This window comes from Nitrosospira multiformis (assembly GCF_003050865.1).
In the GTDB taxonomy this organism is placed as follows: domain Bacteria; phylum Pseudomonadota; class Gammaproteobacteria; order Burkholderiales; family Nitrosomonadaceae; genus Nitrosospira; species Nitrosospira multiformis_E.
Window position 1 is genome coordinate 19,398 of sequence record NZ_QAOK01000018.1, and the last position, 14,393, is coordinate 33,790.

General features: G+C 54.9%; 10 protein-coding genes. 2 read left to right on the top strand and 8 right to left on the bottom strand.

Annotated features, from left to right (window positions below; all coding sequences use genetic code 11):
* The 6 genes from C8R21_RS10255 to C8R21_RS10280 all read right to left on the bottom strand — a co-directional run bounded on the left by C8R21_RS10255 (position 1) and on the right by C8R21_RS10280 (position 5,473).
* The gene (locus C8R21_RS10255; RefSeq protein WP_107762605.1) at positions 1 to 330 is read right to left on the bottom strand and encodes a c-type cytochrome; all 330 of its coding nucleotides are present in this window, start codon (positions 328 to 330) and stop codon (positions 1 to 3) included.
* Positions 331 to 419: 89 nt separating this feature from the next.
* Entirely contained in the window at positions 420 to 2,342 is a 1,923-nt protein-coding gene (locus tag C8R21_RS10260; protein WP_107762641.1) for an ATP-binding cassette domain-containing protein, read from the bottom strand.
* A 100-nt stretch (positions 2,343 to 2,442) separates the two neighbouring features.
* Positions 2,443 to 3,006 (bottom strand): inorganic diphosphatase, encoded by a 564-nt coding sequence (locus tag C8R21_RS10265; RefSeq protein ID WP_107762642.1) that lies wholly within the window; start codon positions 3,004 to 3,006, stop codon positions 2,443 to 2,445.
* A 22-nt stretch (positions 3,007 to 3,028) separates the two neighbouring features.
* Positions 3,029 to 3,865: an HlyC/CorC family transporter gene (locus C8R21_RS10270; RefSeq protein ID WP_107762606.1), complete on the bottom strand. Its 837-nt coding sequence runs from the start codon at positions 3,863 to 3,865 to the stop codon at positions 3,029 to 3,031.
* Between the two features lie 44 nt (positions 3,866 to 3,909).
* Positions 3,910 to 4,518, bottom strand: coding sequence for an rRNA maturation RNase YbeY (gene ybeY / locus C8R21_RS10275; protein WP_107762607.1), 609 nt, complete (start codon positions 4,516 to 4,518; stop codon positions 3,910 to 3,912).
* Positions 4,502 to 5,473 carry a PhoH family protein gene (locus C8R21_RS10280; RefSeq protein WP_107762608.1) on the bottom strand — a complete coding sequence of 324 codons (972 nt, stop codon included), beginning with the start codon at positions 5,471 to 5,473 and terminating at the stop codon, positions 4,502 to 4,504. Before C8R21_RS10280 ends, ybeY begins: the two co-directional genes overlap by 17 nt.
* Positions 5,474 to 5,823: 350 nt before the next feature.
* Between C8R21_RS10280 and C8R21_RS10285 the strand changes: the two genes are divergently transcribed.
* Both C8R21_RS10285 and C8R21_RS10290 read left to right on the top strand, forming a co-directional pair.
* Positions 5,824 to 9,174, top strand: coding sequence for a response regulator (locus C8R21_RS10285; protein ID WP_107762609.1), 3,351 nt, complete (start codon positions 5,824 to 5,826; stop codon positions 9,172 to 9,174).
* A 2-nt stretch (positions 9,175 to 9,176) separates the two neighbouring features.
* A complete protein-coding gene (locus C8R21_RS10290; protein ID WP_107762610.1) occupies positions 9,177 to 10,091 on the top strand; it encodes a GGDEF domain-containing response regulator in 915 nt (304 codons plus the stop codon).
* A 45-nt stretch (positions 10,092 to 10,136) separates the two neighbouring features.
* On the opposite strand, the gene miaB is transcribed toward C8R21_RS10290, so the two are convergent.
* Positions 10,137 to 11,489, bottom strand: coding sequence for a tRNA (N6-isopentenyl adenosine(37)-C2)-methylthiotransferase MiaB (gene miaB / locus C8R21_RS10295; protein ID WP_107762611.1), 1,353 nt, complete (start codon positions 11,487 to 11,489; stop codon positions 10,137 to 10,139).
* A gap of 80 nt (positions 11,490 to 11,569) precedes the next feature.
* The gene (gene ppc, locus C8R21_RS10300; protein ID WP_107762643.1) at positions 11,570 to 14,359 is read right to left on the bottom strand and encodes a phosphoenolpyruvate carboxylase; all 2,790 of its coding nucleotides are present in this window, start codon (positions 14,357 to 14,359) and stop codon (positions 11,570 to 11,572) included.
* Between the last annotated feature and the right edge of the window lie 34 nt (positions 14,360 to 14,393).

Consider the following 14,393-nt stretch of genomic DNA (forward strand, 5'->3'; position numbering starts at 1 on the left):
TTATTTGCCAGCGCCGGCATAGTACGCGGCCAGATCTTCCATATCCTGTTGAGACAGCGTGGCTGCTATCCCCTTCATGCTGGGGTGGTTACGTGCGCCCGTCTTGTATGCTTGCAGGGCTTTTACGAGGTATTCGGCATGCTGACCGCCGAGTCTCGGCACGTGATATACGGTGGGATAGGATGTCCGGTACCCTTCTATTCCATGACAGCCGATGCACATGGTGTTTTTCTGCTTCCCTGCCTCGGGATTGCCCGCCGCCTGGGCCGTGCCCGCCAGCGCGAGAAGCAATCCGCATGCAAGTAAACTGACTATTGCAGGTCTTTTCATTATCAGTCCCTCTTTACAAAAAGAGCGACTCTAAACGATGTGCCATTTCTGGTCAATGAATAAAACGCCAGTATAACGGGAACTTACCGTTATTTTTTCTGTCCTGCGGCAGAGCTTTTTGCTTCGAGTTCCTCCCATCGGTTAAGACAGTCCGTCAACTCCTCTTCAATCGCGGTAAAGCGCCGCTGTAACGCGGCAGCTTTTTCCGGGGAATCGCGGTAGATATCCGGCAAACATAGCTGATGGGTAACTTGTGCCTGCTCCTTCTCCAGGAGTTCGATTTTTCCCGGCAATTCCTCAAGTTCGCGGGCTTCCTTATAACCCAGTTTGACGGAAGGTGTGGATCCTTGTGCTTTAAGGGACACCGGTTGAGATGGTTTGGGAGCCGATTGTTTGACCGCCACCTTCTGGAAATTTCTGGCGCGCACCCAATCTTCATAACCGCCAACATATTCCCGCAATATGCCGTCCCCTTCGAAGGCTATTACCTGGGTTACCACGTTGTCGAGAAATTCGCGATCGTGGCTTACCAGGAACAGAGTTCCCGAGTAGCTTTGCAGCAGCGCTTCGAGTAGTTCCAGTGTTTCGATATCAAGATCGTTGGTTGGCTCGTCCAGAACCAGTACGTTCGCGGGGCGGGTGAACAATCTCGCCAGCAACAATCGGTTGCGTTCGCCGCCGGAGAGCGATCTCACTGGCGAGCGCGCCCGCTGTGGAGCGAACAGGAAATCTTCCAGGTAGCTGATGACATGCTTTCTGGCACCCCCAATATCGATAAAGTCCGAACCCTGACTGATCGTATCGATCAGCGTTTCTTCTTCATCGAGTTGCTCGCGCATCTGATCGAAATAGGCAACGGCTACTTTCGTGCCCAGCCGGATACTACCACTGTCGGGCTGCAATTCGCCCAGTATCAGCTTGAGCAGCGTGGATTTTCCTGCGCCGTTAGGCCCGAGCAGTCCCACGCGGTCTCCACGCATGACCCGGCATGAAAAATCCTTGATTATCGCTTTGCTCCCATAGCTTTTGCTGACATGCTCCAGTTCAGCCACCATCCGCCCGGATTTAATGCCTTCTTCCAGGCTTAAGCTAACCTTTCCCGCCTGCTCGCGCCGGACAGCTCGCTGCTGTCGCAGTGCTTCGAGCCGTCGTACCCGGCCTTCGTTGCGCGTGCAGCGTGCCTGCACCCCCTTGCGTATCCATACTTCTTCCTGCGCCAGCACCTTATCGAACTTCTGGTTATGGGTTGCCTCGATTTCGAGCATTTCCATCTTCTTCTGCTGGTATTCGGAGAAATCTCCCGGAAAGCTCGTCAGCTTGCCTCGGTCGAGTTCAATGATGCGCGTCGTCACATTACTGAGGAAGCGACGGTCGTGGGTGACGAATACGACGCTTCCCCCAAAATCCTTGAGTAATCCTTCCAGCCATTCGATTGCAAGAAAATCCAGATGATTGGTGGGTTCATCCAGCAACAGCACCTCAGGCGATATCACCAGCGCACGCGCCAGCGCTACCCTTTTTTTCTGTCCACCAGAAAGCTGTCCGACTGGCGCATCGGCAGGAAGGTCAAGTTTATCAATAGCCGTTTCCACTCTTGCCTGGATACGCCAGCCATCCTGGGCTTCCAGCTCAGCCTGCAGTTTCTCCAGGCGCAACAGAAGAGCATCTGTGTCATCTGCACTATCGCCCAGGAGGTGAGATGCTTCATGGTACTGGATCAGCACCTGGCTGACCGAACCCAGCCCCTTGGATACTTCCTGAAACACGGTGAGATTGGCGTCCAGTTCCGGTTCTTGCGCGACATAAGCCAGTTTCAGTCCCGGCGCATACCACACTCTGCCATCGTCAGGCTGGGCTTCACCTGCCAGCACGCGCAGCAGGCTCGACTTGCCCCCGCCGTTCCGACCGATAAGCCCGATGCGCTCACCGGAATCAAGCTGTAGATCCACCTGATCGAGCAAGGCATGATGGCCGAAGGCCAGACTCGTTTTTTCAAGCGTGAGCAGGGGCATAAGGGGAAATAAGGGGAAAAATGGCAAACAGGGTAATTTATAAGGGGCGCAATTCTGCCACGTTCATACCAGCTTGGCAAAATCAGCAAGAGAGCTGCGATCAGCTGGGTGAGGGTGTTCGCGAGGAGCTTCCAAGCGGCCGTGCCCGTGCTATCGTCTGAGCCGCATCACGCCACCCTTCGCACGCGTTTCGTCCTAAGCGGCCTCGCACCACATTGAGCAATCCTTTGCATTTTGCATAAAACCGAAAAAATCTCAGTACTTTCTGACGCTGCAACAGGTCCGGCGGCAAGTCGCTACAGATAAGCTTGTCGTCCAGCATGCCGTGATCCACCATGCGAATGGCGCCCCAGGCCTTTGCCTGTACGCGGGTGCCAGCGGGCAAACGGGGACCGAGCACCAGTGCATCCAGGAGATCGCCATCGAGACCGAGGTAGTCCGGGAGTGAACCATAGTTGAACGGGCACGGGAGGGGTGAGATAAAATCCACTTTTCCGGTGGAGCCGCGTTTGATAAAGCTGCCGCGAGGAACTTCGATGACGACTTCCACCAGCGGCGGCTCGCGCTGCATCTCGGTGGCCGGGTGTCGCTCCGGGTTGGTACTGCTTGCTTCAAGGTTGTCCTGCATTCCTGGCTTATTCCTGCCCGGTCTGATCTCAACCATTTTTTTTAAACCCTGGCGCATCCTATTGCTCGACCTGGCCGTTGCTTCTTTCCACCAGCAGCGTATGCAATCTGCGGCTGTCCGCGCGAAGCACGGTGAACTTGAAATCTCCGACAATCACTGATTCGCCCCGTTTCGGCAGACGTCCAAATTCGTGCAGTACCAGACCTCCGATCGTATCATAGTCGGATTCGTTTAATTCCGTTCCAAGCCTTTCATTGAAATCCGCGATCTCGGTAATCGCCTTGACCCGGTAATGGCCGCTTGGCGTCTGCACAATATTGTCTTCCACCTCATCGAAATCATGTTCGTCCTCGATATCGCCGACAATCTGCTCCAGCACGTCTTCGATCGTCAGCAATCCTGCAACGCCTCCATACTCGTCCACGACGATTGCGATGTGATTGCGATTGGTACGAAAGTCGCGAAGCAGGACATTGAGGCGCTTGGATTCAGGAATGAATACTACCGGCCGCAACATGTCGCGCACGTCAAACTCTTCCTCTGCCGCGTAATACCGCAGCAGGTCCTTTGCCAGCAATATACCAATAACATTGTTCTTGTCATTTTCGGTAACCGGAAAACGCGAATGCGCTTTCTCGATGACGTCGGGGATGAATTTCTCGGGCGGGTCGCTGATGTCGATGACATCCATCTGCGAGCGGGGAACCATGATGTCGCGTGCCTGGATCTCTGATACCTGTATTACACCTTCTATCATGCTCAACGCATCGGAATCGAATAAATTGCGTTCGTACGCGGCATGCAGCAGGGCCATCAATTGGGCCCGATTTCCTGGCTCACGCAGGAGCATGCCGCTTATACGCTCCAGCCAGCCAGGTTGGGGAGGGTCATCCATATGTAAAAGTTGACATAGCCATAAAAATTGTATTCATTGAAATCTCACTCACAGCTATCAGCTGTGCTCGCACTGCGGCTTCCGGTTCGTGAACTGCGGCTTCCGGCTCGTGAATATCCCGCATACGGATCTTCATATCCCAGCCGTGCAAGAATCCGGGTTTCCATTTCCTCCATTTCTTCGGCTTCCGCATCCTCCTGATGATCGTAGCCCTGCAAGTGCAGGACTCCATGCACTGTCAGATGCGCGTAATGCGCCATCAGATCCTTTTGCTGCTGACCTGCTTCATTTTCCACTACCGGCGCACAGAGTACGATATCGCCAGCCAGAGGGTGAGTATCTCGACTTACTCCAGACGAAACATCCGGATCAGCGTGCGCATCATCGTAAACGAAGGTCAGGACATTGGTTGCATAATCCTTGTTGCGAAAGTCCCGGTTGAGGCGGTGGCCTTCCGCTTCGTCCACGATGCGCAATGCAATTTCCGCATCATGCGCTAGAGCCGCTTTGACCCATTTACGAAGCAAGGCTCTGGGAGGCAGCGGTGCTCGTGTGGAAGTCGCATACTGGACAGTCATTTTCAATTTAGCCGGTTTCGGGCTGGCGTACTCCCCGCTACCAGGAGTGCCGGGGGAACTACTCCTTTCTTTCATATTTCTCATATGCGTTGACAATTCTTTGCACCAGTGGATGCCGCACCACATCCTCCGAATCGAACCGTGTAAACGCGATCCCCCGTACTTTTTCAAGGACCTGCTGGGCTTCCACCAGACCGCTTTTCTGATGTTTTGCAAGGTCGATCTGAGTGACATCCCCTGTCACCACAGCCTTGGAGCCAAAACCGATGCGAGTCAGGAACATTTTCATCTGTTCGGGTGTGGTATTCTGTGCTTCGTCCAGAATGATGAAAGACTGGTTCAGCGTTCGTCCCCGCATGAACGCAAGCGGCGCCACCTCGATTGCGTTCCGTTCAAACTGTTTGCTGGTTTTATCGAACCCCATCAGATCGTAGAGCGCATCGTAAAGGGGACGCAAATAAGGGTCCACTTTCTGCACCAGATCGCCCGGTAAAAAACCCAGGCGTTCGCCTGCTTCCACCGCCGGCCGCACCAGGATGATACGCGCCACGATATCCCGCTCGAGCGCATCCACTGCGCTTGCAACCGCAAGGTACGTTTTCCCGGTGCCTGCGGGGCCGATGGAAAAGGTAATGTCATGAGTCTGGATCTGGTGCAGATACTCCACTTGACGAGGTGTGCGCCCGCGCAAATCACTGCGCCGCGTATACAGGGCGGGCTCCGTTATTTCCTTGTCATCTGGCCCCTGTTTTTTCAGGTGATGGGGATTCATCGCCTCGATCAGGCCTAATTGAATTTGTTCGATGCCGAAATGATGGTGTGCCTGATCGTAGAAGTTCTGCAGAGCTTCCGCGGCAAGTGAAGCCTGGGCGGGTTTCCCGCGGATACTGAAATGTTCTCCCCGCCTTGCAATCGCGACATCAAGCACCGTCTCGATCTGCCTGAGGTTTTCGTCCAGCACGCCACACAGGTTCGCCAGACGCTGGTTGTCAGCGGGGGAAAAGGAAATTTCTACAGGTTTGGGCTTCAATGGCGCGGTAAAGCGACACAATATGGAGGTGAGGTCTTAATTCTGGCAGCGACCGGCCTTCTTTGCAACTCATCCTATTCAGGAAAGGTCGAAATCGCTTTTCCTATTGGCTGGCTCTTCCGCTCCGGCAAGGAAATGGGGAAAGAGAAGGCGGCGAGGTGAGGGGATGGTGCCAAGCGTGCGGAAAGAAGATCCTTGCCTCAGATGCTGACTGCAATGGTCTGTGAATCTTTTTGGGATTCGAATTAGACCCGGCTAAAAAGCCCAGTCCCCTTTGATGCGCAAGCCCACCCCATTCGGGGGCTGTAATTGGCAATTCCAGCCGGAACGAATGATGCGAAAGGAGATCGATGACAATTCGGAAAATGAGTTATATTTTTTACCTCGTAACCGGGGTGCTTATTTCCCTGCTTACCCTGTTTGTTGTACTTCGTTTCTTCGAGCTCCGGAAACTGAATGAGGCCGAAAACGTGCGCTATGCCGGCTTCCTTGCCGTGGATGAGTTGCGACAATCTTCCGACGACCTGACGCGCACGGCTCGTGCCTATGTCGCTACAGGCAACCCAAAGTTTGAGCAAATCTACTTCGATATATTGGCCATCCGCAACGGCGACAAGGAACGCCCGCTGCATTACGAGCGCGGCCCCTGGGATCTGATCCTCGGTCATTTGAACCCGGAGTCCGCGCCGGGGCGCAGGATTTCCTTGAGATCGCAAATAAAGAAACTCGGATTTACGGCGGCTGAGCTTGCAAAACTTACGAAAGCCGAGAGTCGCTCAAACCAGCTGACGGAGCGAGAGTACAAGGCATTCAATGCAATGAAAGGGCTATTTCAGGATTCGGCCGGAGAATTCAACGTGAAGGGCGCCCCCGACGCCGCATTGGCCAGCAGCCTGCTGCATGATGAGAGCTACCATACGGCCAAGGCTGAGATCATACGTTTGTTGAACGAGTTTCATGAATTGCTCGACAAGCGTACCCGCAATACGATGGCCCTTGCTAAAAACCGCGCCAATCTCTACATATCCGGCGTGTTTCTCATGCTTGCCTTTCTCATGGCCTGGTTCGCCTTTTCGTATCGTGTCGTGCGTCGGAAGGTGCAAAATCTTGCATGGCTCGAAGATAAAGCCAGGAATATCGGAGAGGCGAGCAGCTCACCCGGTTTCTACATCGACTCGAACGACGAGATAGGCAGCCTTTCCCGCGCCTTCATCGTATCTCAGGCTGAACGTGATCGCTACTTCAATCAGTCTCTCAACTTTCTTGCGATTTCCGGGTTCGATAATCGTTTCAAGCGGGTGAATACAGCCTGGACCAAAGTTTTTGGCTATTCGGAGGAAGAACTGCTGTCCAAGCCTTTTATGGACCTCGTTTTCTCCGGTTCACGCGCAGATACGAAGGCAGAGCTGGACAAGCTCGTCATGGGTAGCAATGTTTCCTTTGAAAGCCAGATGCGCTGCAAGGATGGCTCCTTCCGCTGGGTCTTATGGAATATAGCCGCCGCAGAGGATGTGCGGGAATTCTACTTTTCGGGCCAGGATATCACCGCCAGGAAGAATATCGAGAAAGAGCTCCATAATGCCCGAAAGGCAGCGGAGGCTGCCAACCGGGCCAAAAGCGAGTTTCTGGCAAATATGAGTCATGAGATCCGCACACCGATGAATGGCGTGCTTGGCGCAGTCGGGCTGCTTTTGAACACTGCGCTAACCGCATCACAGCGCGAGCTGGCGGGACTGGCGCGCGCGAGTGGGGAGACACTGCTTTCCATAATCAATGACATTCTCGATTTCTCCAAAATCGAGGCCGGTAAACTCGTTATTTCACCGGTTCCTTTTGATCTGCTTCAGGCCGTGGAAGAGGTGGCCAGCATGGGTGCCATGCAGCCGGCAAGAAAGGCAAATGTGAGTGTAATAGTACGTTACCTGCCGAATGTGCCGCGTTATGTATTCGGCGACCTGGGACGCATTCGCCAGGTACTGATAAACTTGACCAACAATGCAATCAAGTTTACAGACAAGGGTCAGGTACTCATCGATGTGGAAGCGGAGGCTTTCAGTGAAGATGAAGTATCGCTCCGCATCAGCGTCGAAGATAGCGGACCGGGAATCGCGCCGGATAAGCTGCAAAGCATCTTCGACAAATTCACGCAGGCAGATGCCTCTACCACGCGGCGTTATGGGGGGACAGGCCTAGGATTGGCTATCAGCAAGCAGCTGGTCCAGCTGATGGGGGGTACCATCGCTGCGAAGAGCCGGGTTGGCGCTGGCTCGACGTTCTGGTTTACGCTACCTTTGGGCCTGCAGAAAGATTGGCCGACGGATGTGGGTCTACACGCGGATCTGACACATGTTCGGGTGCTGATCGTGGACGATAACTCAGCTAATCGCCTGGTGCTGCAAGAGCAGCTCCGCAGCTGGAGGATGCGTATCGGCAGCTGCGCGTCCGGGGCAGAAGCCTTGCGGGCCCTGCACACATCTCACGCCTCCGGCGATCCCTACAGGATTGCGATCCTCGATCATCAAATGCCGGATATGGACGGAGAAATGCTGGGCCAGACCATCAAGGCGGATCCATTGCTCCACAGTATTCGTCTGGTGATGTTGAGTTCTCTGGGACAAGAAGGCGATATCCGAGAGCGGCTTCAGAAGATCGGCTTCGCGGCCTATCTGGTCAAGCCGGCGCGGCAATCGGAACTGCTGTCGACTCTGGTAAATATCTGGGACGCGCACCGCCATCAACGAACTATAAATCTCGTCAGTCAGCCTTTCTTCCCGGCAAATCCCGAGATGCAGGCCGCCGATGGCGCCAATTGTCTGTTTGCCGGTACCCGCGTACTGCTTGCTGAGGACAATGCTACCAATCAGATCGTGGGAGCGATGATATTGCGCAATCTGGGCTGTCTGGTGGATGTTGCCGCTAATGGCCGGGAAGCCATGGAGATGGTGGATGCATTTCCCTATGATATGGTGTTTATGGATTGCGAGATGCCAGAGATGGATGGTTTTGAAGCCACTGCCGCACTTCGCCGCCGGCTCGACAGCAAATCACGGCTTCCCGTCATTGCGGTAACGGCACAGGCCATGCAGGGTGATCGAGAACGTTGCCTGCGCGCGGGCATGGACGATTACATCAGCAAACCGGTAAAGCTGGAGGACTTTGCGGCAGCCTTAAAGCGCTGGATGCCGGGCAGGGAACAGGGGCAGAAAAATGAAACACCTCCCACGGCAAGGCATGAAAAGGCGATGCCAGACAGCATCCCGGATCATTCTCCACCGACAGTCTCTTCCTCCCTGCCCGTTTCTTCATCCCTTTCGATGTCTTCCGCATCCTCTGCATTGAGTGCGGAAGTCGTTGCGAGACTTCGATCGCTCGCGGAAGCGACGGATCCATCCTTGCTTACCCAGATATTCACATCGTTCCTGCGCGATGGGGCAGAACGCATCGATGCCCTGAAGGAGGCCCTGGCAGGAAGAAACATGGAACTTCTGTACAAGACTGCTCATGCCATCAAAGGCGCCAGCGCCAATGTTGGTGCGCATTCCATGGCGGATATGGCTCAAAAGCTGGAGCTTGCAGGCAAAGCCGGCGACATGACTGGAGCGGTCACTTTGATGGAACAAATTGAAATGGAATTTGGACGCGTGCAGCGTGAAATTACCCAGTCAGATCCCCATTGCGTATCGCTGCCGAGTGAAACTTGATCATGAAGATACTCATTGCCGAAGACGACACTACCTCGCGCCTGTTGTTTGCCGCTACCCTCAGGAAACTGGGGCATACCGTAATGGCAGTAGAGGACGGGCGTAAAGCTTGGGAGGCCTGGCAAAAGGACGAATATCCGCTGCTCATCTCCGACTGGATGATGCCTGATATCGATGGTCTGCAATTATGCAGAATGATCCGCAGCGAACCTGGCCTGCAATATACCTACATCATCCTTCTTACGGCGCTGGACAGCAAGGGCAGCTATCTCGAAGGCATGGACGCAGGGGCGGATGATTTCATTACCAAACCGTTCGATGAAGAACAACTGGCAACCCGGCTACGGGTCGCTGAACGAATCCTTGGTCTGCATCAAAAGCTACATATCCAAGCCACGCGTGATTATCTGACGGGCGTATGGAACCGAGCCTCTATCATGGATTATCTGCAGAAGGAGTTGAAGCGAGGAGCGCGTCAGGATACCTGCACGAGCGTGATGATTGCGGATCTCGATCACTTCAAGCGAATCAACGATACCTATGGGCATCCAACCGGTGACGAAGTACTGCAGGAGGCAGCACGGCGCATGTCAGGTGTATTGCGGGGTTATGACCGGATCGGACGCTATGGAGGTGAGGAATTTCTCATAACAGCATCGGGTTGTGACTGGAGCGAGGCCATGGCTCTGGGCGAAAGAATCTGTAGCTCCATCAGCAGCGCGCCTGTCAACAGCCGTGCAGGACAAATTGACATGACTGTGAGCATAGGTATCGCGACGAGTTGCGGACAGGTCGATGATACAGGTGAGCTTATCGCAGCCGCCGATCAAGCTCTCTATCAAGCAAAAGAGGCCGGGCGTAATCGGGTTGAATTGTCAAAGCTGACGACCGAATCAAGACCCAGGACATGGCGCTGAAAAGTTGTCGCTTCCGACTCTCCGGAAACCGCTATCGACCGGGCTCTACTGGAGCGCCATATCGGCTCTTACGATCTGGCCGCGTAGAGTGTGGGACAGGGCCGTGGTGATTTTCAGATCTGCAAATTTTCCTATCATTTCGGGATGCCCGGGAAAATTGACTACGCGGTTGTTATCAGTGCGCCCGCTTAATTCGCCGGAATCTTTTCTGGAGGAACCTTGCACCAGAACGCGCTGTATCGTTCCCACCATCCTGACGCTAATTTCTTGCGCCTGAAGCTCCACTTTTTCCTGCAACCGCTGCAACCGCTCCAGCTTGATCTGATGAGGCGTCGTATCTTCCAGTCCGGCTGCCGGGGTCCCCGGACGGGAACTGTAAATAAAGCTGAAGGAACCATCGAAGTTCACCGCTTCGATCAGTTTCATCGTTGCCTCAAAGTCTGCTTCGGTTTCTCCCGGAAATCCGACAATGAAATCAGAGGTAATCGAAATATCCGGTCGGGCAGCACGCAACCGCCGAATGATCGATTTGTATTCCAGCGAAGTGTAGCCTCGTTTCATCGCCGCCAGGATGCGATCCGAACCGGACTGAACCGGCAAATGCACGTGACTTACCAGCTTGGGAGAAGTCTTGTAAGCCTCAATGAGGCGGGGTGTGAATTCCCTGGGGTGAGAGGTGGTATAACGGATGCGTTCGATACCTGGGATTTCATGGAGATATTCCAACAACAGCGCAAAGTCGGCTAATTCGCCCTCTTCCGCATATTGCATTCTGCCGCGATAGGCGTTGACGTTTTGTCCCAGCAGGGTTACTTCCTTGACACCGAGATCTGCCAGACTCGCGATTTCCGTCAGGATATCGTCGAGCGGACGTGAAATTTCCTCACCGCGCGTATAAGGAACCACGCAAAAGCTGCAATACTTGCTGCACCCTTCCATGATGGATACGAAGGCGGTCACGCCCTCCGTGCGCGCCGGCGGCAGATGATCGAATTTCTCGATCTCGGGAAAGGAGATATCCACCTGCGGTCGGCCCGTAATCTGACGCGTCGAAATCATCTGCGGCAGCCGGTGCAGCGTCTGCGGACCAAACACCAGGTCTACATAGGGGGCGCGTTTGACGATCTCCGCCCCCTCCTGGCTGGCCACGCATCCGCCCACGCCTATCAGCAGACCGGGATTGGCCGCCTTGAGATGTCTTACGCGTCCAAGGTCATGAAACACCTTTTCCTGCGCCTTCTCCCGCACCGAGCAGGTATTGAAAAGAATTACGTCCGCTTCAGCGGGATTATCCGTTTTTTCCATGTGCTCCGCATCACGCAGCACGTCCGCCATTTTTTCCGAGTCATACTCGTTCATCTGGCAGCCAAATGTTTTGATGTAAAGTTTTTTTGCCACGACCTTACTTACTGTTTCAGTAAATCATGATGAGCCGAAGCACTTTGGAAGTGCCCCGGGCAGTATCGCTCTGCCTGAAGTTACCCGCTGTTCCTCAGTCCGGCGGCAACTCCATTGATAGTAAGCTGTATGGCACGTGTTACCGCATCTGTGGCATCCCCGGACCGGTAACGGCGCAACAGCTCCACTTGCAAGTGATTGAGCGGATCGATATAAGGGGTACGGTTGCGAATGCTGCGCGCAAGCGTAGGATTATCCTGCAATAGCTCAGTTCGGCCGGTCACGGCAAAAAGCCATTTCACGCTAAGTTCCCACTCTTTTTGTATCCGACCGAAAACTTCGCGCCGCAGTTCCACATCCGTAACCAGTTCAGCGTAGCGCGAAGCAATACCCATGTCAGTTTTGGCCAGTACCATGTCCATGTTCGACAGCAATGTCTGGAGGAACGGCCAGGCCTGATACATTTTCTGCAGGAGTCCCAGTCCGTTGTCGCCCCTGCCCTCGCGCTGCACGAACATTTCCACGGCCGTGCCAAAACCATACCAGCCGGTAATCATCGCGCGGTTGACACCCCAACTGAACGTCCATGGAATGGCGCGCAGATCTTCTATCAGATCGGATTTTTTGCGGGAGGGAGGGCGGCTGCCGATATTGAGTCCCGCAATTTCCTTTATCGGGGTCGATTCCTGAAAATACCGGTTAAATCCAGGCGTTTCATATACCAGGCTGCGATAAGCCCGCAGGGCATCGCCTGCCAGCACTTCCATGACCCCATAATATTCATCCGCGCACTGGCCGAGCGTATCATGGCTCAGCAGCGTCGCCTCGATAGTTGCTGCGACCAGCGTTTCCAGATTACGTCGCCCGATCTCCGGATCGGAATATTTGCTGCCGATGACTTCGCCCTGCTCGGTGATGCGTATCTGCCCGTTGACGCTGCCCGGCGGCTGCGCCAGTATTGCCTGATAGCTGGGACCCCCGCCGCGGCCAACCGTGCCGCCGCGTCCATGAAACAGTCGCAGCTCGACTTTGTGCTTGGCAAAGACCTTCGTGAGTTCGGTTTCGGCCTTGTAGAGCTCCCAGTTGGCCGCGAGGAATCCGCCATCCTTGTTGCTATCGGAGTAGCCGAGCATCACCTCCTGAACGTCATTGCGCGAATCCACCAGCTTGCGGTAATAGGGTATCGAGAACAGCTCGTCCATGATGCGGGGACAGCCACGCAGGTCGGCGATGGTTTCGAACAACGGAACAATATTGACATGCAGATGCGGCTTTTCTCCTGCCCGCAGCAGCCCTACCTCCTTCAACAGCAGCGCAACTTCCAGGATGTCGGATATGCCGTCCGCCTTGGAAATGACGTAATTGGGTAATGCTGCCGGACCGAAGCGCCGATGAATTTCGGCCGCCGTCTCCACGATATGCAATTCACCCTCGGCAAGCTCCGAATAGTCGAGGTAAGGCGAGCGCAGGAGGCGCGGGCTGCTGATCTCAGTCAGGAGGCAGCGCACGCGTTCCGCTTCCGGCAGGTCTGAATAGCCTTTCAGGCTGGCGCCGCGCTCGAACAGTTCGGCCACGACCTGCTCATGAATGTGGCTGTGCTGGCGCATATCCAGCGGCGCGAGATGAAAACCGAATACCTCAGCCGCCCGCCGCAGGTGGCGGAGATCACCCCGCGCCAGTAACTCCGATTTATGCCGTTCGAGCGAATGGATGACGATATCGAGATCGCGAACGAGTTCCATGCTGTCAGTGTAAGGCTCCGCCGGACCGACCGGACGCCGTTGCCTGATTGCATGACCAAGCCCCATGCTGGTCGCAGCAAGGCGCGCGTAAATACCGATCAGGGCGCGTCGATAAGGCTCATCAGCACGACTCGGCGCACGATCGGGCGAAGCCGCAACCAGCGCCGCCAGGGCATCGTCCACGTCGACCAGGCGATCAGTCAGGCTTAACCGGCGGCCGATCTGGTGGACCTCACCCATGTAAAAATCCAGTGCCAGAGCGGATTGCCGCTCGGCGGCGTGCAGCAGTACCTCATGAGTAACGAAGGGATTGCCGTCGCGATCGCCGCCTATCCAGCTGCCAATACGAAGAAACGGAGGAACACGGGGGGCTTTATCGCCCATCCGGCGTTCGAGCAGATCTTCGATTTCCGCATACAGATGCGGCACTTCTGTAAGAAAAGTGTAGTGATAATAGGCCAGGCCATTTTTGATTTCGTCATATACGGACAGGCGTGCCGAGCGCAGCATGCGAGTCTGCCATAATATCTGAATGGCGGTTCGCAACCCCTCTTCGTTCTTGCTCAGCTCATCCGGAGTGAGCTGCACCCGATCGCGCTCGTTCAACAGTCGAGCAATCCCCAATTGGCAATCAAGTATGCTTCTTCGCTGCACTTCCGTCGGATGGGCCGTCAGCACTGGCGAAACGAGGGCTTTGGCAAAGAACCGACCAAGGGTCGCGCTGCTTGTGTCGTTGGATAAAACCAGGTCGAGCGCGCGCGCCACACTGCCCGCCTGCGGTTGAGACCGGGCTAAAAGATAGCTGCGCCGCCGGCGGTTGTGATGCATATCCTCGGCTATGTTCGATAGCTGCGAGAACTGACTGAACGCGCGAACCACCGCTTCGGTAGCCTTGTTGCTCAACTGGTTGAGCAACCGGTCCAGTTCCTGTCGCGCCTTCGGATCCTGGTCGCGGCGAAACCGAATCGCGGTTTGCCGGATATTTTCCACCAAATCAAAAGTAGGTTCGCCCTCCTGTTCACGCAGGGTATCGCCCAGCATGCGCCCGAGCAGACGGATGTCCTCTCGCAGAGGGTCATCCTTCGGCTCCTTGTCATCGATGTGATTAGGATTAGGATTAGTATCAATACTTTCGCTTTGGGAAGCGACCGATCCCATAAAC